Source organism: Clostridioides sp. ES-S-0010-02 (assembly GCA_020641055.1).
Taxonomy (GTDB): domain Bacteria; phylum Bacillota; class Clostridia; order Peptostreptococcales; family Peptostreptococcaceae; genus Clostridioides.
The window spans coordinates 3,411,264-3,432,826 of sequence record CP067345.1; the positions used below are offsets into that span (position 1 = coordinate 3,411,264).

The 21,563-nt window shown below is 28.0% G+C and carries 16 protein-coding genes; 7 read left to right on the forward strand and 9 right to left on the reverse strand.

Translation table 11 applies throughout. From position 1 onward, the window contains the following. Positions 1 to 98: 98 nt before the first annotated feature. The 9 genes from JJC01_15890 to JJC01_15930 form a co-directional block, all read right to left on the reverse strand. Entirely contained in the window at positions 99 to 737 is a 639-nt protein-coding gene (locus tag JJC01_15890) for a GntR family transcriptional regulator (GenBank protein ID UDN57637.1), read from the reverse strand. Between the two features lie 233 nt (positions 738 to 970). Beyond that, positions 971 to 2,836, reverse strand: a complete 1,866-nt coding sequence (locus JJC01_15895; GenBank protein UDN57638.1) for an alpha-glucosidase C-terminal domain-containing protein — start codon at positions 2,834 to 2,836, stop codon at positions 971 to 973. Positions 2,837 to 2,842: 6 nt separating this feature from the next. Continuing rightward, positions 2,843 to 5,263 carry a glycogen/starch/alpha-glucan phosphorylase gene (locus JJC01_15900; GenBank protein ID UDN57639.1) on the reverse strand — a complete coding sequence of 807 codons (2,421 nt, stop codon included), beginning with the start codon at positions 5,261 to 5,263 and terminating at the stop codon, positions 2,843 to 2,845. A 13-nt stretch (positions 5,264 to 5,276) separates the two neighbouring features. Continuing rightward, on the reverse strand, positions 5,277 to 6,719 hold the full coding sequence (glgA, locus tag JJC01_15905) for a glycogen synthase GlgA (protein UDN57640.1): 1,443 nt from the start codon (positions 6,717 to 6,719) through the stop codon (positions 5,277 to 5,279). A gap of 28 nt (positions 6,720 to 6,747) precedes the next feature. Further along, positions 6,748 to 7,878 carry a glucose-1-phosphate adenylyltransferase subunit GlgD gene (glgD, locus tag JJC01_15910; GenBank protein UDN57641.1) on the reverse strand — a complete coding sequence of 377 codons (1,131 nt, stop codon included), beginning with the start codon at positions 7,876 to 7,878 and terminating at the stop codon, positions 6,748 to 6,750. Between the two features lies 1 nt (position 7,879). Beyond that, a complete protein-coding gene (locus JJC01_15915; protein ID UDN57642.1) occupies positions 7,880 to 9,040 on the reverse strand; it encodes a glucose-1-phosphate adenylyltransferase in 1,161 nt (386 codons plus the stop codon). Positions 9,041 to 9,799: 759 nt separating this feature from the next. Then, a complete protein-coding gene (locus JJC01_15920; GenBank protein UDN57643.1) occupies positions 9,800 to 10,843 on the reverse strand; it encodes an SPFH/Band 7/PHB domain protein in 1,044 nt (347 codons plus the stop codon). Between the two features lie 20 nt (positions 10,844 to 10,863). Then, positions 10,864 to 11,310: an NfeD family protein gene (locus JJC01_15925; GenBank protein UDN57644.1), complete on the reverse strand. Its 447-nt coding sequence runs from the start codon at positions 11,308 to 11,310 to the stop codon at positions 10,864 to 10,866. A 189-nt stretch (positions 11,311 to 11,499) separates the two neighbouring features. After that, entirely contained in the window at positions 11,500 to 13,086 is a 1,587-nt protein-coding gene (locus JJC01_15930; protein UDN57645.1) for an NAD(P)H-hydrate dehydratase, read from the reverse strand. A gap of 816 nt (positions 13,087 to 13,902) precedes the next feature. Here JJC01_15930 and JJC01_15935 point away from each other — a divergent pair. The 7 genes from JJC01_15935 (at position 13,903) to JJC01_15965 (ending at position 21,407) form a co-directional block, all read left to right on the forward strand. Then, positions 13,903 to 14,805: an ABC transporter permease gene (locus JJC01_15935; protein ID UDN57646.1), complete on the forward strand. Its 903-nt coding sequence runs from the start codon at positions 13,903 to 13,905 to the stop codon at positions 14,803 to 14,805. Continuing rightward, positions 14,792 to 15,547 carry an ATP-binding cassette domain-containing protein gene (locus tag JJC01_15940; protein ID UDN57647.1) on the forward strand — a complete coding sequence of 252 codons (756 nt, stop codon included), beginning with the start codon at positions 14,792 to 14,794 and terminating at the stop codon, positions 15,545 to 15,547. The genes JJC01_15935 and JJC01_15940 overlap by 14 nt, the downstream gene beginning before the upstream one ends. 153 nt (positions 15,548 to 15,700) lie before the next feature. After that, on the forward strand, positions 15,701 to 16,738 hold the full coding sequence (locus JJC01_15945) for an ABC transporter substrate-binding protein (GenBank protein UDN57648.1): 1,038 nt from the start codon (positions 15,701 to 15,703) through the stop codon (positions 16,736 to 16,738). A 799-nt stretch (positions 16,739 to 17,537) separates the two neighbouring features. Beyond that, positions 17,538 to 18,440: an ABC transporter permease gene (locus JJC01_15950; GenBank protein UDN57649.1), complete on the forward strand. Its 903-nt coding sequence runs from the start codon at positions 17,538 to 17,540 to the stop codon at positions 18,438 to 18,440. Next, the gene (locus tag JJC01_15955) at positions 18,427 to 19,182 is read left to right on the forward strand and encodes an ATP-binding cassette domain-containing protein (protein UDN57650.1); all 756 of its coding nucleotides are present in this window, start codon (positions 18,427 to 18,429) and stop codon (positions 19,180 to 19,182) included. Before JJC01_15950 ends, JJC01_15955 begins: the two co-directional genes overlap by 14 nt. A gap of 153 nt (positions 19,183 to 19,335) precedes the next feature. After that, positions 19,336 to 20,358: an ABC transporter substrate-binding protein gene (locus tag JJC01_15960; protein ID UDN57651.1), complete on the forward strand. Its 1,023-nt coding sequence runs from the start codon at positions 19,336 to 19,338 to the stop codon at positions 20,356 to 20,358. Positions 20,359 to 20,390: 32 nt separating this feature from the next. Continuing rightward, positions 20,391 to 21,407: an ABC transporter substrate-binding protein gene (locus JJC01_15965; protein UDN57652.1), complete on the forward strand. Its 1,017-nt coding sequence runs from the start codon at positions 20,391 to 20,393 to the stop codon at positions 21,405 to 21,407. Positions 21,408 to 21,563: the final 156 nt, after the last annotated feature.

Sequence of the window (21,563 nt, forward strand, 5' to 3'; positions counted from 1 at the left end):
TGTATTTTTAATTAATTTTATATTGATATTTATATATTAAAAATAATAAAATAATGATAGAATTATAAAAAAATAAGAGAAGCTTTTAAAAGCTTCTCTTATTCCATCTCTGCTATAGGTATCGTTTTCCAATGTTTTCTTAAAATTGCTTCAACATTTTCTGAATCCTTTGCTCTCATAAACTTCACTGCCTCAATATGTTGATTATTGCTGTAAGTTAGCATTTTATACAATTCTTCTTCATTGTCGCTAGTATATGACTTTGACATAAAATTATATCTAAGAGAGTTCAACATATTTATTAACACCTGATTATCTGATTTTGCTATGTATATATCGTGAAATTCATTGCTTAGTTTTAAGTAGTTATTGTAATTTTTATACTTTATAGAGATAGCCATCATTTCTGTTAACTCGTCCATTTTTATTAAATCTGATTCAGTTAAATTTTCTAAAGATGAAGAGCCTGCTAACGCATCTAACATACCAATTACAGAGTATGTGTCTAGTTTTTCCTTTTCCTGAAACTCTTTTACCACAAATCCCTTATTAGGTATCTTTTCTAGTAAATTTTCACCTGCCAACCTCGTTAGTGCTTCCCTTGCTGGTGTTCTACTAACTCCAATAGAGTTACAAATTTCAGATTCAGTAATTCTCTGATTAGCTTCATACTCTCCATTTTGGATTTTTTTTGATATATAGTCATAGACTTGAGTTGTAAGTGGATCTACTTTCATAAGACACTCCTCCATATTAAGATTATAAAAGTTAAATCTCCCTACAACTTCAGTAGAGAGGTTTTGTTTTATCTTACTTATCTATATAATATCATAACTTCTATATTTTTTACACTTCTTTGTATATTTTGAAATACTAAAATTTTTATGATAATTTAAAACAAAAATGTAGCAAAACCTTTGATAAATCAAAATTTTTGCTACATTTTTATTTTTAACTTAAATTATTATACTTAAAATACACTAAAAATAATAAATGATTTAGAATCCATATGGATTTTTAATTCATTGTTTTCTATCTGTATATTTTTATTTATATTTTTAAGATTATACTTTATAGGTATTTCCTCTATAAAGTTACCTTCTATATTTAATGATATATTTTCAGGATTGTTACTTCTATTTATTAAAATCAGTATCCTATCATTATATTCATTAAATCTTATAAATGCAAACACATTGTCATTTTTAGTATATATGAATTCTGTTTCTCCAGAACTTAAAATTTTATTTTTATTTCTGATTTTTATAATATTTTTATAAAAATTTAACATATCTTCATCTTCATTTTTCCATGGATATGTTCTTCTATTGTCTGGGTCTACATCTCCACAAAGACCTGCCTCATCTCCATAGTATATATATGGTACTCCTTCAAATGTCATCTGCGTAGCTACAGCAAGTTTCATCAAATCTATATCATTATTTAATTCAGTTTTAGCTCTTGTGACATCATGTGTTCCAATTAAATTTAAATTAGACTTAAATGATTCTTCTGGATAATTTTCTTTAATTTGCATATATTTATTGCTAAGTTCATATGAATTAATTTCTCCTTTTAAAAATGAAAACATATTATTTCTAAATGGATATCCCATAACAGAATCTAATTCTTCACCTAATAAATAGCTTCTTCTTTGACCATAACTAATCTTATTTGAGGCATCTTCCCATACTTCCCCTATAAGTATAGAGTCATTATCAGCTTCTTTTAGTTGCTTTCTCAGCTCTCTTATAAACTCAGTTGGCAGTTCATCTGCAACATCCAATCGCCATCCTTTAATCCCCATATTCATCCATTTGTTTATGACACTATCCTTGTCATATATTATATAATCCATATAGCTTTTTTCTAATTCATTTGTATTTGGCAAGGTCTTTATATCCCACCAACTTTTATATTTATGAGGAAATTCTTCAAACACATACCATGAATAATATGGTGATTCTTTTGATTGATATGCACCTAAACTATCATAATTTCCATACATATTAAAATACTTACTATCTGCTCCAGTGTGACTAAAAACACCATCAAGTACTATTGATATATCTTTTTCTTTTGCTTTATCAATTAATTCTTTAAATGTATCTTCATCTCCAAACATAGGGTCAATCTTTTTATAATTTCCTGTGTCATACTTGTGATTACTAGAAGCTTCAAATATAGGACTCAGATATAATATACTCACTCCTAATTTTTTTAGATACCCAAGTTTATTAATTATTCCCCTTAAATTTCCACCATGAAAATCCCATCTTATAATATCCCCTCTATTGTCCTTTATGTACATAGGTATATCGTCCCAATTGCCATATATAAAGCTGTTTTTTTTAGGATTATCAACCTTCCCATTACGATTTCCATTGTTAAATCTATCTACAAATATATGGTAAAGTACTCCTTCTTTGTACCAGTTTGGCACTTTAAAGTCTCTATAAACAGTAATTTGATATTTATTGATATCATTATAATTATATTCACAAGTGTATCCATTTTCTCTATTCTTTCCATAGAATACAGTCTTTTTCTCACCATTTATTTCAGCAATCACTTTAAAATAATAAAAATAAACACCAGTTGTATCAAATTTTCCAACCTTACAATAAAAATACTTTCTAAGTGTATTATTGTTTAATTCTTCATTTAAAATTATTGTTTTTGATTCATCTTCTTTGTTTATTTCTAGGGAAATAGACTCAACATTATATCCTTCATTTACTTTGACATTAATCATCAATTCTTCATCAAATTTTAAAGCTCCAAACGGAGCCTTAAAATTTTTATCCCAAGAGTTATATTCTATTATGTTTTGCATTTATAATCACACCCTTTTAAACCAAATGTCTTTTGCATATTCAGAAATTGTTCTATCAGAAGAAAAAAATCCTGAATTAGCTATATTAACCAAAGACATTGTATTCCATTTTTCTTTATCACGATATAGTTTGTTTATATTTGCTTGAGCTTGCCCATAATTTTCAAAATCCCTCAATACAAAGTATTCATCATTGTAAGTGGTAAGTGAATTATAAATACTTCTACCTTCTTCACCTAGGTTAGGAATAAATCCATTTATTAAGTCATCTACTACTCTTTTTATATCTATGTTAGAATGATACAAGTCAAGTGAAGAATATCCACCAAACTTATTATAATTAAGTACTTGCTCTGCACTAAGTCCAAATAAAAACATATTTTCTTTTCCTACTTGTTCACATATTTCTACATTTGCACCATCTAATGTTGCTAAAGTTATAGCACCATTCATCATAAACTTCATATTACTTGTTCCTGATGCTTCTTTTGTTGTCGTTGAAATTTGTTCACTCACATTTGCTGCTGGTATTATTATCTCTGCTAATGATACACCATAATTCTCTATAAATACGACTTTTAACTTGTCCTTTACTCTAACATCATTATTTATAGTACTTGCAACTGAATTTATAAATTTAATTATGCACTTGGCTAAATAATATCCTGGTGCAGCTTTTGCTCCAAATATAAAAGTTCTTGGGTCAATATTTAAATTAGGATTGTCAAGTAATTCATGATACATATGGAGTACATTAAAAATATTCAATAGCTGCCTTTTATAAGCATGCAACCTCTTAACCTGAACATCAAATATAGAATTAGGGTCGATATTTAAATCGTATTTATCATTTATAAAATTTGCTAAATTTACTTTATTATTGTATTTTATATCATCAAGTCTTTTTAAAACAGAAGAATCATTTTTAAATTTTTCAATATTCTTTAGCTGTAAAGTATCTGTTTTCCATGAATCACCAATTAAATCTGTTATTAAATTGCTAAGTTGCGGATTTGAACTTATAAGCCATCTTCTATGTGCAATTCCATTAGTTTTATTGTTAAATTTATTTGGTTCGTCTTGATAAAAATCTTTTAAAACTTCTGTTTCAAGAATTTGAGTATGAAGCTTAGCAACTCCATTTACACTGTGACTTGTTACAATACATAAATTTGCCATATTTATGTTGTCCCAGTCTATTATACTCATTCTTCTTATTTTGTCTTGGTCATATCCTTTATTATTTAATTCTTCTACATACCTTCTGTTTATTTCTTCTATTATCATATAAATTCTTGGTAATAACTCTTTTATCATACTTACAGGCCACTTTTCCATTGCTTCTGACATTATAGTATGATTAGTATAAGATACTGTTTTTTTAGTTATCTGCCATGCTTCATCCCAAGATAAGCCTTCTTCATCAAGTAAAATTCTCATAAGTTCTGGTATACACAAGGTAGGATGTGTATCATTTATATGAATTGCCACCTTATCAAATAAATTACTGATGTTTAGTTTATTCTTTTTATACTTCCTTATTATATCTTGTACACCTGCACTTACAAAGAAATACTCTTGCTTCAGTCTCAATAATTTTCCTGCATAATTTGAATCATCAGGATACAACACCTGTGAAATTTCTTCAGTATAGTACTTGTGTTTTAGAGCCTCTTCATAACTTCCTGAATAATTTAGAGCATTTGAAGTAAGTTCTCCAAAGTCTCTTTTTGGTATCTCACTTTTAAATAATCTTAAAGTATTGATACACTGATTTTGGTATCCGATTATTGGTATATCATAAGGCATTGCCATTACAGGAAGATAGTTTTTATGGACTACTTTTAAATGGTTTCCCTCCTTAATCAACTCTACTTCTCCACCAAACTTTACCATCGTCGCTTCATTTGGTCTTACAGTTTCCCATGCATAACGTCCTTCTGTAAGCCAGTTATCAGGTACTTCGACCTGATAACCATTTACAAATTTTTGTTCAAATAAACCGTATTTATATCTAATTCCATATCCTTGGCCACTTATGTTCAAAGATGCCATAGAATCTAAAAAACATGCTGCTAATCTTCCAAGACCACCATTCCCTATGGCTGGGTCTACCTCAGCTTTGATTAAATCATCTAAGTTAATTCCTAATTCTAGTAATCCTTCTCTAACTTCTTCTTCAATATTTAAATTTAGTAAATTAGATTTTAATTGTCTTCCTATTAAAAACTCTAGACTAAAATAATAAACCTCTTTTTTCTTATCTAATTTCGTAGCAACCCATTTTTTTGCTATTTCATCTTTCAGTAGACTACATAATACATTTAACAATTGTTCATCAGTAGCTTCCTTGATAGACTGTGCATATAAGCTATACATTTTCACTTCAAATTTTTGCTTGAATTTCTTTTTGCTTATTGTTACCAAAAAAACCACTCCTTTAATCACATATGTCTCTATATGTTTCTATATACTCCTTAGCTGATTTTTTCCAACTATTATCAGTATTCATTGCATTCTCAACTACTTTAATCCATTTTTCTTTATCTTTAAAAACTTTAATTGCATTTTGCAAACAGAAAAACATCTCATGAGCATTGTAATTTTTAAAACTAAATCCATTACCTTCTCCAGTAAATTGATTGTAAGGTATTACAGTATCTTTAAGTCCTCCAGTTTCTCTAACTACTGGTAAAGAACCATATCTCATAGCTAGCATTTGACCTATACCACAAGGTTCAAATAGTGATGGCATCAAGAATATATCACTTGCAGCATAAATTTGTTGAGCCAACGATGCATTGAATGTAATTCTAGCAGATACTTTATCTGAAAAATTAGAATCATAATAATTAAACATTGATTGATATTGATGTTCCCCAGTTCCTAAAATGACAATTTGTAAATCTTCCCTCATAAGCTCAGGCATCATATAGGCTATTAAATCAAATCCTTTTTGAGAAACTAGTCTTGAAACTATCCCTATTAATGGAATAGATGAATCCTTTTTTAATCCTAATATATCTTGTAATCTTAATTTATTTTCCAATTTTTTCTCAATAGAATTTACATTGTAATTGACAAATATATCCTTATCTTTCTCAGGGTTATTCAGGTCATAATCTATGCCATTTAATATTCCTTTTAATTTGCCTGATTCCTTTCTAAGTAAACCATCTAATTGTTCTCCATAAAAAGATGTTTGTATCTCATTTGCATAAGTAGGACTAACAGTTATAACTTTATCTGCAAAATTTATTCCAGCTTTCATAAAATTTATTGAACCATAATACTCTATATCTCCATTATCAAAATATTTTTCAGGTAAATCTAATATATCATTTAAGACATACTTATCAAATACACCTTGATATTGTAGATTATGTATAGTATACATAGTTTTTATATTTTTATACCCCTCAAGGGTTGCATATCTCTCTTTTAAAATTAATGGTAACATACCTGTGTGCCAATCATTTATATGTATTACATCTGGATAAAAGTCAATTCTACTTATAGCTTCTAATACAGCATCTGTAAAGAATGTATATCTTTCTGCATCATCTCCATACCCATAAATACTCTTTCTCTCATCTTCTCTTCTAAAATAAAATTCATTGTCTATAAAATAAAATTTAACACCATCTAGTTCCATTTCTAAAAGACCACAATATTGATTTCTCCATCCAACGCGTACACTAAAAACGGCTATTTCTTTTAATTGATCTTTTAAATAACTTGGTATAGTTGAATATTTAGGCATTATTACCCTTACATCTACACCTTCTTTTTTTAATTCTTTAGGCAATGCATAAGATACATCTCCTAATCCTCCAGTTTTAGCAAAGGGCCAACACTCTGCTGTTACATAAAAAACCTTCACTAGCTATTCCCCCTTCTAAAAAATATTTTTATATATTCGTATTTTTTTCTACTACAATAGGATATTTTTCATCTCCTTTTAACTCTTTTCCTTTTGATACACTTGTATTTTTATCTAGTATTGCATTATATAGTTTTGCATTTGACTTTATTACACAATTTTGCATTACTATTGAGTTTTCTATAACTGTTCCTTTTTCAACATTAACTTTTCTAAATATAATGCTATCTTTTACAGTACCTTCTATTAAGCAACCTGATGCTATAAAACTATTTTCTACCTTTGCACTATCTGTGTAAATTGTAGGTGACTCATTCTTTTCTTTAGTAAATATTTTTCTTTCAGAATACAGTAATTCATCAGCCACTTCTATTTCTAATAAATCTTTGCTCATTTGAAAATATGATTCAACAGAATTTACACATTTCAAATATCCTGTATACTCATAAGCTCCTATTTTCATATTTTCTGCTTCTTCAACAATGAACTCTTCTAAATAACAATAATTCCCTTTATTTACAATATTATATATACATTCTACAAAATCTTCACGTTTCATAATATATGTTTCCATACATATATTTGCTCTAGGGAATTTTCCTAAATTATTTCCTACATTTATTACTCTGTTATTACTATCTAAGTTTAAGGTTAGATTACCAGCAAAATCTTTATTTGCATTGTTTACATTTTTATATATTATAGTTATATCATTATGAGATTTTTTATGGTACTCCAAAGCCTGAGAGTAATCTAGGTTACATAACATATAACTTGGAGCTATTAAAATGTATTCTTCTTCACTTTTCTCTATATAATCAAGATTAGCTAGTATTGTGTATATATCTCCTTCTCTATGTGAGTAAGTATTTCTATACTTAGTATTTTCTGGGCTAAAAATTGATAAACCGCCCTTTTTTCTACTTAAATCCCAATCTTTTCCACTACCTATATGGTCTGTCAATGATCTATACTTTTCTTTTGCGAATATTCCAACTTTTGTGATTCCTGAATTTATCATATTAGATAGAGCAAAGTCTATTATTCTATATCTTCCAGCTATTGGTGTAGAAGCTATCGGTCTTCCATAATTAAGTTTATTTATTGCAGGGTCTCCTTTTTTGTTTAAATTTATTATACCTAAACATTCATTTCTCATCTTAAAGACCTCCTTCTATTAATACGCATCTAGGCTCTATATTTTCATATTCAGAAACTACATTTATCTCATTATTTACATTTTTTATCTGAACATTGTCATTTATAGTTGCACATTCACCTATCATAGCTTTTTCTATAGTTACATTTTCTCCTATTACAACATTTGGCATGATTACTGAATCAATTACTTTACTTCCTTTTCCAACAACAACTCCATGTGATAATACAGAGTTTCCTACTTCTCCTAAAATTCTACAACCATCAGCTATCATTGATCTATGAACATTTGCACTTTTGCCTATATATTGAGGAGGCATTGCCATTGTATTTGTATATATCTTCCATTTAGGGTCTGATAAATCCAGTGTTTCTGGAGATTTAATTATATCCATATTTGCATCCCATAAACTTTGTATAGTTCCTACGTCTCTCCAATACCCCTTAAATGGATATGCATACATTCCAACATTATCCTCTAACATTTTAGGTATTAAATTCTTTCCAAAATCATCATAATTTATATCTGAATTTTTTTCTGCTTCTTTAAAATAACTTCTCAACATTTTCCAATCAAATATGTATACTCCCATAGATGCCAAATTACTTTTAGGTTCACCTGGCTTTTCTTCAAATTCATAAATACTTGAATTTTCATTTGTATTCATTATGCCAAATCTAGAAGCTTCATCCCAAGGTACTTCAATTACTGCAATCGTAGCCTTAGAGCCTTTTTCTTTATGAAATTTTAGCATTTTACTATAATCCATCTTATATATATGGTCACCAGATAATATTAATACATATTCTGGATTATAGGTATCTACAAAATCCATATTCTGATATATAGCATGTGCTGTACCATTATACCAATTTCCCTCTTTTTCATTCATAAATGGTTGTAATACATATACTCCACCATTTATTCTGTCTAAATCCCAATGACTTCCCATACCTATATGAGAATTTAATATCAGTGGTCTATATTGAGTTAAAACACCTACAGTATCTATACCAGAATTTGAACAATTACTTAAAACAAAGTCAATAATTCTGTACTTTCCTCCAAATGATACAGCTGGTTTTGCAATTCTCTTTGTGAAAACTCCAAGTCTTGAACCTTGCCCCCCTGCCAAAATCATAGCTAACATCTCTTTTTTCATTTAATGACACTCCCCTCATCTAGTAATTAATATTTATAATTGCATTTTTACCTTTATAAACTTTTAGTCAATAAATGTTGTGTATAAATTTTGCCCAAATGATAATGTAATAAGAGTAAAATAATATAAACTATACAATTTCTATAATGTATACCCCATAATTACTTTATTGAAGTATACATTATTTTCCATAAGTGCTATAGTACTTATAATATTCAATTCCTAGTTAGAAAATAATATAAACATTTATTTTATAGATATAAAAAATATTTTTTATAAATCAATTTATATCATACAAACGTACTTAAATTTTTATGCTTTTTTGATTTGATAATAATAGAACATAATATGACATGATTATCTAAAAATCTTTAAATAATTACTAGCTAATTTTATTTTTTGTTATTTGCTCATCTATGATTAAATCATTGAATTATAAAATTTTAGTTCTATTGTTAGACATATTCATTATGTTTGATATTTTTATAACTATATATGTTATCAATATAAATATCCAAATTAAAGTTACTTTCTTTTCCTATATGTTTTATTTAATATTATATAACACTTTTTACATTAGTAAAGGGTAAATTGTATAAAAATTCTGTTAATTTATTTTTAAAATCGCGTTTTATAAATAAAAACAAAGAAGAAGACCTAAAAAACTATAAGTCTTCTTCTTTTCAATGTGCATTCTATACTATATTTAATTAATTCGACATTTAATTTCCATTTCCTTCCTACTATAAAAAAACTCTTTTATTTTTTTAATGAATCATTTCCACTAAATGCATCTTTTACATCTAATATATCATTTTTATCATCACTCATGACTTCTTTTATTCCTTTGAATGTTCCTAAGAAATTAACTGCTTCTGAAGGTAAAACCAATTTTGTTGACTTACCTTCAGCCATTTTTTCAAGTGCTTCCATAGATTTTAATGCTAAGATATTATTGTCAATGTCAGACTCTTTCATAGCTGAAAATACTAATTTCAAACCTTCTGCAGTAGCCATTTGAGTTCTTTTAATCATTTCAGCTTCACCTTGTGCTTTAGCAATAGCTGTTTGTCTTATAGCCTCAGCTTCACCTTCTGCTACCAATATAGCAGACTCTTTTTCTCCTTCTGCTACACGTACCATAGCTTCTTTTCTTGCTTCTGCTGTTAATATAGCAGATTGTTTTTCTCCTTCTGCTTGTAATATAGCAGCTGACTTATTACCTTCTGCTTGAAGTATTGCTTCTCTTCTTTCTCTTTCCGCTCTCATTTGCTTTTCCATCGCAACTTGAATATCATGAGGAGGCATTATGTTCTTTAACTCTACTCTATTTACTTTTATTCCCCATTTATCTGTTGCTTCATCAAGGATTGTTCTCATTTTTACATTTATTATATCTCTTGATGTTAGTGTTTCATCTAAATCAAGTTCACCAATTATATTTCTTAAAGTTGTAGCTGTTAGATTTTCAATAGCAGCTATTGGATTTGCTATTTCAAATACATATCTAACTGGGTCTGTAACTTTATAATATACAACTGTATCAATCTGCATAGTTACATTATCTTTAGTTATAACTGGCTGAGGTGGGAAATCTATTACAATTTCTCTCAAGTCAATCACATATGCCATTTTATCTAAAAATGGTATCAAGAAATGTACTCCTGTTTCAGCCACTTTTTGAAACTTACCAAGTCGCATTATTATACCTACTTTAGATTGTTTTATTACTCTTATACAAGTTAAACTTATTGCTACTACTACTATTATTAATACAATACTTAAAACAACTTTCATGCCCATAAATATATCCTCCTTTTATTTTATTGATTCGTCACACTAGTTGCAGAATTTACTTTTTTAACAACTAGTTTTACCCCTTCTATTTTTAATACTTCTACTGTAGAACCCTTATCAATCTTTTCATCATCTATAGAAATAGCAGTCCATGTTTCATGTTCAACTACAACTAAACCAGTTTGATTTGGAGAAATTTCCTCTGTAACAACACCTTTTTTAGATATCATTGCTTGTAAATTGGTGTTAGATTTATAAGTTTTATCTTTTTTTACAATTTTCTTAGTAGCTACAACTAACATAGCTATAGAAATTACAGCAAATATTAAAACTTGTAAAAATATACTCTTTATAAAAGTACTTAAAAATATAAGTATTACTGCTCCCACACTAAACCATATTAGTGTTAAGCTTGGAGTCAACATTTCTGCTATTCCAAATAAGACTGCTACTATTAACCATATCAACTTCATACTATCTACCCTCTTTTCATATGAATTATCAAACACTATATAAATCATATTCTTTATACAATATATTTGAATATGATTTTAAACAATCAACCAAAAACCAATAAAATAAGTCAATTTGAGATTAATTTAATAGTATTATATCAGCATACTTTGTTAAAGTTGTTACAAAGTAGTATCAAATATTAGTAATTAAATAATCAAAAACTTGTTCATTGTTAACGAAATGTTACTTATTAAATCTGTTGCATTTACTGTATACATACTTTTTCCTAACTTATCTCCTATATAACCATGTACATATGCTCCACTCACTGTAGCTTCAAGTATATCCATACCTTGACCTACAAAAGAAGTAATCATACCAAGTAAACAGTCTCCCATTCCACCAGTTGCCATACAACTATTTCCTGTAGGATTTATATATGTTTCTTTACCATCTGTTATGATAGTTTGATATCCTTTTAAAAGGACAACTACATTGTATTTTTGAGCAAATTCTTTTGCGACATCTACTCTATGTTCTCTTATATACCCAATTGAGTCACCTGTCAACCTGGCCATTTCTCCCAGATGTGGAGTAATTACAAACTTATTTTTCCACTCTAAAAACTTATAGCATCTATCCTTCATAACATTTAATCCATCTGCATCCAATATTATTGGACAACTAGAGTTTTCTACTACTCTAAGTAATCTCTCAAAAGTTTTGTGATTATCTCCCATTCCTGGACCAAAACCAATTGCATTGCTAGAGCTCAATAGTTTATCAACTCTCTCTTCTTCAAAATTTACAGTCATTGCTTCAGTGAGTCTAATAGATACTTTTTCTTGTACATCTTTACTACTAATCAAAGTTACAAGACCACTTCCACTTTTAACAGCAGATTCAGTTGCTATGAAACTAGCCCCATAAAATCCTTTTGAGCCTGCAACTATAGATACTTTTCCAAAATCACTTTTAAATCCATTCTTATCTCTTCTTCTAATATTATTTTTTACAAAACTCTCATCAGTTATGAATTCATCATTATGGTATTTTCTTGTAATAAAATCTGGAATACCTATTTTTTCTACAATTACATCCCCAATAAGTGAGTTTACATCATAATTTAAAAAACCTCTTTTATAAAACTCAAAACTAATTGTTTTTTTTGCTTTAATACAAATTCCAAGTATACTTCCTTTGTCACTATCTATACCAGATGGTATATCTATAGAATATGTATTTTTGCTGTTATCATTTACTATATCAATTACTTCTTTAAAAATACCAGTTATTTCTCTCTTTAGTCCTGTTCCAAATATTGCATCTATTACAACATCACTTTTAGATACTGCTTCCTTAAACATTGTTAAATTTTTATTTTTAATTATACTCTGTTTTTCTGTTTCAATAATTTTATCTACTTTATTTTTATTTATATAGTCATTATATTCCTCGCTTAAATCATTTTTATCAATATTTATAATATTAATCCCCATATTTAAAAGTATATTATAATTGATTTTAGAACATTCACTTAGTTTCTTGATATTACCAATTAAAAAGACATTTACATTTTTTTCTTTTAGCTTTAAATGTCTTGCTATTCCAAGACCATCTCCACCATTATTTCCAACACCACATACAATTGTATAATCATTATATATATCTATATCCATGTTTCTCATTGCAGATATTACTGCATTTTCCATCAATACAATCATTGGAATTCCCAATTCTTCTACGCATGCATTATCAACACTTCTACTTAAATTCGCTGTACCTATCAACACATATCATCACTCCTATAAAATTAAATACTTCCTAAAATATTTAAATAAAAACATATAAATATCTACTGAAGTCTTTTTAATCTTGTAAACATCTTGAATAAAAACATCAAAAATAAGATTCCTAAAAATAATTAAAAAAATAATAAAAATTCTGAATTGAAATAATCATTCAATTTATTATATCATATAATTTTGGTCATTATATTACTTCAAAATCTATTTTCATTAATTCTATAAAAAGTTTACCTTTTGCTCAATTTGTTTCTAAAATCCAAATGAATTTTAATTTTTATTTATAAATTAAAATTTAAGAAAACTACCCAATCCTATACATAAAACTTTTTTTATTCGAACTCAATTTTCTGACAATTTAATAATTTTTCAAAATTTATTGTTGACTTTTATTTTTTACTGTATTAAACTAATTACTATACAAAATATAAAACAAAATTTTCAAAATTATTAAATTAAAAGGAGAGGTAAATATGAAGACTTTATTAAACAAACAAGTACGATTTTTTAGTAGCCAATTTAGTTAGGGTTTGTAGCTAAGTTAAGACAAATTGTCATAACATAGATACAGACCCCTTAGGATTACCATTTTTAAGGATTGTATCTATGTTGGCTATAGTGATTGTTGTTAAAGTTTTTATTTTATCATCATATTATAGAGAGCCACATGGATTATACTGTGTGGCTCATTCGTGTTTTTGCCATACAGTTATATGTACTGTGTGGTTTTTTTATATCCAAAATTTAATTTTCAATTATATTTAAAAAATTATTTTAAAATATTTTCAAAGGGGTGTTTTATTTATGTCAGGTATTATATCTGTAATGACGCAAAGTTTAATTTTATCAATCATGGCACTGGGGGTTTATATAACTTACAAAATCTTAGATTTTCCCGATATGTCTGCTGATGGTAGCTACACAATGGGAGCTTCTATTGTAGCATTTTCTCTTACTAATGGGATTTCTCCTATAGTAGCAACTTTAATGGCTATTTTATGTGGTTGTATTGCTGGTCTTGTAACTGGTATACTTCACATTAAATTTAAAATATCTAACTTACTTTCTGGTATTTTAGTTATGGGAATGCTCTACTCTATCAACCTAAGAATAATGGGAAAATCAAATATCCCACTATTTAGTTTTAAACATTTATTCAATGGAGAAATATCTCCTATAGTTTTAGCTCTAGCATTTGTACTTATCTGTAAAGTACTTTTGGATTTATTCTTAAAGACAGGTCTTGGATACACTCTAAAAGGTGTTGGTGACAACTCTCAAATGATTAAATCTTTGGGTATAAACATCGGTTCTATAAAAATATTAGGGCTTATGATTTCAAATGGACTTATAGCTTTATCTGGTAGTTTGATGGCTCAATTCTTAGGATTCTCAGACGTAAATATGGGTATCGGAACTTTAGTACTTGGAATTGCATCTATCATAATTGGTATTACATTATTTAAGAAATTTACTTTTATTAAAAATACTACTGCAATAATTGTTGGTTCTTTCATATACCAATTCACTATATACTTTGCAATGAGTTTAGGTATGTTATCAACTGATTTAAAACTAATAACTGCCATAGTTATAATAGCTTTCTTAGCTACTGGTAACTTAAATATCTCACTAAAAAAAAACAAGTGCAAGGCTAGTACCAAAAATAAATCTGAAAAAAGAGGTGTTATAGATGTTACAAATTAAAAATATTTCAAAGAGTTTCCCAAATCCATATGGTCAACCTAATACTATATTTGAAAATTTATCCCTTAGTATAGAAGACGGTGAATTTGTAAGTATCATAGGTAGTAATGGAACTGGTAAATCTACTTTATTAAATATAATATCGGGATTATTAAAAGAATCCTCTGGTGAAATCACTCTAGATAATACTAATATAACAAATTTAGCTGAACACAAAAGAACTCAAATAGTAAGTAGAGTTTTTCAAGACCCAAGCTTAGGAACTTGTCCTTCTATGACAGTTAGAGAAAATTTATCTTTGGCTCTTAATAAGGGGAAATTGCTAAATTTAAAGAGATGTCTTCGTCATAAAACAAATGACTTAGAGCACTTACTTGAAGGAATTTCTCTAGATTTAAAAAAATACTTAGATATCAAAGTACAATATCTTTCAGGAGGTCAAAGACAATCACTTTCACTAATTATGTCTAGTTTAGCAAGCCCTAAGGTTCTATTATTAGATGAGCATACAGCAGCACTTGACCCAAAGACATCAAATGAAGTAATTGAATTAACTGATAAAATTATAAGAGAAAAAAATATAACTACACTTATGGTAACTCACAACTTAAAGCATGCACTTCAATATGGAGATAGATTGATAATGCTCCATAAAGGTGAAGTGGTCTTAGATGTAAAGGGAAAAGAAAAAGAAGAATTAACAGTTGAAGAAATCTTAGAAAAATTTGAATATGCTGTTTAAAAGTATGTATTATGATAATTTAATTTTAGCTTAGTTACAAATTAGTTTATTTATAAAATAATTGTAAAATCATAATATTTTTAGCAATACTACAATAATTCATATGAATATATGAACATATATAATAATAAAATTTTTGAGGGGGATATAAAAATGATTAATAAAAAAAGATTGGTAAGTTTAATTTTAGCTGGTACTCTTGGAATATCTATGCTCACTGGATGTTCTCAAAATGGAGGCTCAGATGCTTCAAAAGACAATGAAAAAACAGACAAGAAAGAAATAAAAAATATAGGAATCACTCAATTAGTAGAACATCCATCTTTAGATAAGGCAAAACAGGGATTCATAAAAGCACTAGAAGATAAAGGTTATAAGGATGGAGATAATATAAAAATAGACTTCCAAAATGCACAAAATGATATGCCTACTACACAAAGTATTGCAAGTAAATTCGTATCTGATAAAAAAGATTTGATATATGCTATATCTACACCTTCAGCTCAAGCAGCTTATAATGCTACTAAAGATATACCTATAATCATGACTGCTGTTACAGACCCTGTAGAGGCTGGCTTGGTTAAATCTCTTGAAAAACCAGGTGGAAACGTTTCAGGTACATCAGATTATCTTTCAATTGATAAAACACTTGAATTGGTTAAAACTTTAACTCCAAAAGCAAAGAAAATAGGCGTTATATACAATACTAGTGAAGTTAATTCAAAAATACAAGTTGATTCTCTACATGATTATGCTAAGAAAAATAATTATGAAGTTGTTGAAAAAGGAATCAGTTCTTCAAGTGAAGTTAACCAAGCTATTTCTAGTTTAGTTGGCAAAATAGATGTTTTATATGTTCCTACTGATAATTTAATAGTTTCTTCTATGCCTATAGTTTCTAAAGTAGCTAACGAAAACAAAATACCTATAATAGCTTCTGAAGAAGGCTCTGTATCATCTGGTGCTTTAGCTTGTTGTGGAATAGACTATGAAAAACTAGGTTACAAGGCTGGAGAACTTGCTATTGAAGTGTTAGAGGGTAAACCTGTTGGTGATATACCTGTTGCTATGTTAGATGAAACTGAAATAATAATCAATGAAGATACACTAAAAGCACTTGACATGCAAAAGCTATCAGCAGATAATATAAAGTATATAAAGTCAGATAAAAATGCAAAATCTGCAGAGTAAAATGTAGTAAATTCAAAAAAGTAGGTAATATGAAAACTTTATATAGTAAGTACTCTTATCCACCCTAACCCTTTGAAAATTGTACTTATTGTAGCAATTTATTGCATATAAAGTTATTCATTTTCCATAAAGTCGTCTATTTTGACGACAGATTATGAAAGTTATATAACTTTCTAATCATTATTTGAGCTGTCTAAATAGAAATTTAAATTTCTTAGACAGCTTTTTTTTATAAATTTTAATATCTACAGCTTTATCTTCATTCCACATTTTTCTTTAATTAAATATTTTTTCACAAAATTCCCATTCAATTTATAAGTTTAGGATAACGTTTTTTCCAATTGATACATTCTCTTTTAAAAATTCCAAGTATACACTATGTAGTATCTTAATTAAATTTAGCAGTTGACTTTTATTATTGTATAATTTATAATTTATAACAAGTCAAGAATACATATAATTTTCTGACTAATTAAAATATTAAAAGGGAGAGATAATTATGAATACTTTATTAAACAATAAAAAATATTATTATTACTATAGCCACTATTTCTAGGGTTTGTACCTACGTTTTAACATAGATACAGACCCCTTAAGACTAGCAAAACTTTGGGATTGTATCTATGTAGGCTATATTGTTTATAGAGTTTTCATTTAACTATATAAGAGCCACATAGATTATACTATGTGGCTTATTCGTGTTTTTACCACATAGTTGTGTATACTATGTGGTTTTTTTATATACAAAATTAACAAATAATTAAAATTATAAAAATATTTTTAAAGGAGTGTTTTATTTATGTCAGGTATTATATCTGTAATGACGCAAAGTTTAATTTTATCAATCATGGCACTGGGGGTTTATATAACTTACAAAATCTTAGATTTTCCCGATATGTCTGCTGATGGTAGCTACACAATGGGAGCTTCTATTGTAGCATTTTCTCTTACTAATGGGATTTCTCCTATAGTAGCAACTTTAATGGCTATTTTATGTGGTTGTATTGCTGGTCTTGTAACTGGTATACTTCACATTAAATTTAAAATATCTAACTTACTTTCTGGTATTTTAGTTATGGGAATGCTCTACTCTATCAACCTAAGAATAATGGGAAAATCAAATATCCCACTATTTAGTTTTAAGCATTTATTCAATGGAGAAATATCTCCTATAGTTTTAGCTCTAGCATTTGTACTTATCTGTAAAGTACTTTTGGATTTATTCTTAAAGACAGGTCTTGGATACACTCTAAAAGGTGTTGGTGACAACTCTCAAATGATTAAATCTTTGGGTATAAACATCGGTTCTATAAAAATATTAGGGCTTATGATTTCAAATGGACTTATAGCTTTATCTGGTAGTTTGATGGCTCAATTCTTAGGATTCTCAGACGTAAATATGGGTATCGGAACTTTAGTACTTGGAATTGCATCTATCATAATTGGTATTACATTATTTAAGAAATTCACTTTTATTAAAAATACTACTGCAATAATTGTTGGTTCTTTCATATACCAATTCACTATATACTTTGCAATGAGTTTAGGTATGTTATCAACTGATTTAAAACTGATAACTGCCATAGTTATAATAGCTTTCTTAGCTACTGGTAACTTAAATATCTCACTAAAAAAAAACAAGTACAAGGCTAGTACCAAAAATAAATCTGAAAAAAGAGGTGTTATAGATGTTACAAATTAAAAATCTTTCAAAGAGTTTCCCAAATCCATACGGTCAACCTAATACTATATTTGAAAATTTATCAATTGACATAGAAGACGGTGAATTTGTAAGTATCATAGGTAGCAATGGAACTGGTAAATCCACTTTATTAAATATAATATCGGGTCTTATAAAAGAATCTTCTGGCCAAGTATTATTAAATAAACACAATTTATCTAATTTGGCTGAACATAGAAGAACTCAAATAGTAAGTAGAGTTTTTCAAGACCCAAGTTTAGGAACTTGTCCCTCTATGACAGTTAGAGAAAATTTATCTTTGGCTCTTAATAAAGGTAAGTTATTAAATCTAAAAAAATGTCTTCGTTATAAAAGAGATTTTCTAGAAAATTTATTAGAAGGAGTTTCTCTAGATTTAAAAAAATACCTAGACGTACAAGTACAATTTTTATCAGGAGGTCAAAGACAATCACTTTCACTAATTATGTCATGCTTAACAAGTCCTTCAGTTTTATTACTTGATGAGCATACAGCAGCTCTTGACCCAAAAACATCAAATGAGGTAATTGAATTAACCGATAAAATTGTAAGAGAAAAAAATATAACTACACTTATGGTAACTCACAACTTAAAGCATGCTCTTCAATATGGAGATAGATTAATTATGCTCCATAAAGGTGAAGTTGTCTTAGATGTAAAGGGAAAAGAAAAAGAAGAATTAACAGTTGAAGAAATCTTAGAAAAATTTGAATATGCTGTTTAAAAGTATATATTATGATAATTTAATTTTAGCTTAGTTACAAATTAGTTTATTTATAAAATAATTTTAAAGTCATAATATTTTTAGCAATACTACGACCATTTATATGAATATATGAACATATATAATAATAAAATTTTCGAGGGGGATATAAAAATGATTAATAAAAAAAGATTGGTAAGTTTAATTTTAGCTGGTGCTCTTGGAATATCTATGCTTACAGGATGTTCACAAGGTGGAGACTCTAGCAATTCTAAACAAGAAAATAACTCTAAAGACAAAGAAGTTAAAAAAATTGGTATAACTCAATTGGTTGAACATCCAGCATTGGATGCTACTAAAACAGGATTTGTAAAAGCCTTAGAAAAAAATGGATTTAAAGATGGAGAAAATATTGATATAGATTTCCAAAATGCTCAAAATGATATGCCTACTACACAAAGTATTGCAAGTAAATTTGCATCTGATAAAAAGGACTTAATATTTGCAATATCTACTCCATCTGCTCAAGCAGCTTATAATGCAACTAAGGATATACCTATACTTATAACTGCTGTCAGTGACCCTGTCGCTGCTGGCTTAGTTAAATCAATTGAAAAACCAGGTGGAAATGTATCTGGAACATCAGACTTTGTTTCTGTAGAAAAAGGATTAGAACTACTTAAAATATTTGCTCCTAAAGCAAAGACTATAGGAGTTATGTACAATACTAGTGAAGTTAATTCAAAAGTTCAAGTTGATGCTTTAAAAGAATATGCTTCTAAAAATGGTTTTAAAGTTGTTGAAAAAGGAATAACTACTTCAAATGAAGTCAATCAGGGAATTTCTAGCTTAGTTGGTAAGATAGATGTTTTATATGTTCCTACTGACAACTTAGTAGCTTCTTCTATGCCAATAGTTTCTAAAATAGCTACTGAAAATAAGATTCCAGTTATAGCAGCTGAATCTGGTCCAGTTGAAAAAGGTGCTCTTGCTTGTCAAGGTATAAACTATGAAAAACTTGGTTACAAAACAGGTGAAATGGCTGTTAAAATTTTAAATGGTGAATCAGTTTCTGATATGCCTGTAGCTACATCAGATGATACAGATATCATTGTTAATGAAGATATACTAAAAGCTTTAGGTATGGAAAAACCTTCTAATGAAAATATTTCTTATGTAAAAACTAAACAAGAATAAATATAATAGATTTTTATGAGGGAGTGGTCAAAATGAAGTCCAGTAAGTTGATAAATTTAATTTTAATTGGTGTTCTTAGTGTATCTACCATTACAGGTTGTTCTAAAAATAATGAAGGTGAGTCAAATAAATCATCTGATAAAAATAATGAAATTAAAAAAATTGGTATTACTCAGTTAGTTGAGCATCAAGCTTTAGATGCATCCAGAGAAGGATTCATTAAAGCTCTAGAAGATAATGGATTTAAAGATGGTAAAAATATAGAAATAGATTATCAAAATGCTCAAAATGATATGCCTACTACACAAACTATAGCTAGTAAATTTGTTTCTGATAAAAAAGATTTGATATTTGCTATATCTACTCCATCTGCTCAGGCATCATACAATGCTACTAAAGATATACCTATACTTATAACTGCTGTAACTGACCCTGTTTCAGCTGGATTTGCAGATTCTTTAGATAAACCAGGTAAAAATGTTTCTGGAACTTCTAATTTTACACCTATTGATAAGAGTTTAAAGGCTCTTGATATACTAATCCCACAAGCAAAGACTATAGGTGTTATATATAATACTAGTGAGGTAAATTCTAAAGTTCAAGTTGATAACTTGAAGAAATATGCAAATGATAAAGGTCTTAAAGTTGTTGAAAAAGGAATTAGTTCTTCTAGTGAAATAAATCAAGCTGCTTCTAGTTTAATGGGTAGCGTAGATGTTATTTATGCTCCTACAGATAATTTACTTGCATCTTCTATGCCTATCGTTTCTCAACTTGCTACTAAAAATAAAATACCTATAATAGCTGCAGAGGAAGGTATGGTAAAAGGTGGAGCATTAGCTTGCCAAGGTATAGATTATGAAAAATTAGGTTATAAGACTGGTGAGATGGCTGTTAAGGTCCTAAAAGGAGAATCTAAAGTTTCAGATATGCCTATAACAAGTTTAGAAGAAACTAATTTAATTATTAATGAAGATACTCTAAAGGCACTTTCTCTAGATAAACCTTCTGACAAGAACATAGTTTATATTAAAACTGAAAATAAATAATTTGACCACTCTAATTAATATAAAACATGAAAATAAAGTAAAATTTAATGATATTTTTATATACAATCAATATGCCTGTTTCTATGAATCTTTCCAAACATAAAAACAGGCATATATTTTTATTTTAATATATTGTCTATTCAATTTTACATTGAT

Coding starts and splice junctions, on each gene's coding strand:
- JJC01_15890 (UDN57637.1), bottom strand. CDS start 737: ATGAAAGTAGATCCACTTACAACTCAAGTCTATGACTATATATCAAAA.
- JJC01_15895 (UDN57638.1), bottom strand. CDS start 2,836: ATGCAAAACATAATAGAATATAACTCTTGGGATAAAAATTTTAAGGCT.
- glgD (UDN57641.1), bottom strand. CDS start 7,878: ATGAGAAATGAATGTTTAGGTATAATAAATTTAAACAAAAAAGGAGAC.
- JJC01_15915 (UDN57642.1), bottom strand. CDS start 9,040: ATGAAAAAAGAGATGTTAGCTATGATTTTGGCAGGGGGGCAAGGTTCA.
- JJC01_15920 (UDN57643.1), bottom strand. CDS start 10,843: ATGGGCATGAAAGTTGTTTTAAGTATTGTATTAATAATAGTAGTAGTA.
- JJC01_15925 (UDN57644.1), bottom strand. CDS start 11,310: ATGAAGTTGATATGGTTAATAGTAGCAGTCTTATTTGGAATAGCAGAA.
- JJC01_15935 (UDN57646.1), top strand. CDS start 13,903: ATGTCAGGTATTATATCTGTAATGACGCAAAGTTTAATTTTATCAATC.
- JJC01_15940 (UDN57647.1), top strand. CDS start 14,792: ATGTTACAAATTAAAAATATTTCAAAGAGTTTCCCAAATCCATATGGT.
- JJC01_15945 (UDN57648.1), top strand. CDS start 15,701: ATGATTAATAAAAAAAGATTGGTAAGTTTAATTTTAGCTGGTACTCTT.
- JJC01_15950 (UDN57649.1), top strand. CDS start 17,538: ATGTCAGGTATTATATCTGTAATGACGCAAAGTTTAATTTTATCAATC.
- JJC01_15955 (UDN57650.1), top strand. CDS start 18,427: ATGTTACAAATTAAAAATCTTTCAAAGAGTTTCCCAAATCCATACGGT.
- JJC01_15960 (UDN57651.1), top strand. CDS start 19,336: ATGATTAATAAAAAAAGATTGGTAAGTTTAATTTTAGCTGGTGCTCTT.
- JJC01_15965 (UDN57652.1), top strand. CDS start 20,391: ATGAAGTCCAGTAAGTTGATAAATTTAATTTTAATTGGTGTTCTTAGT.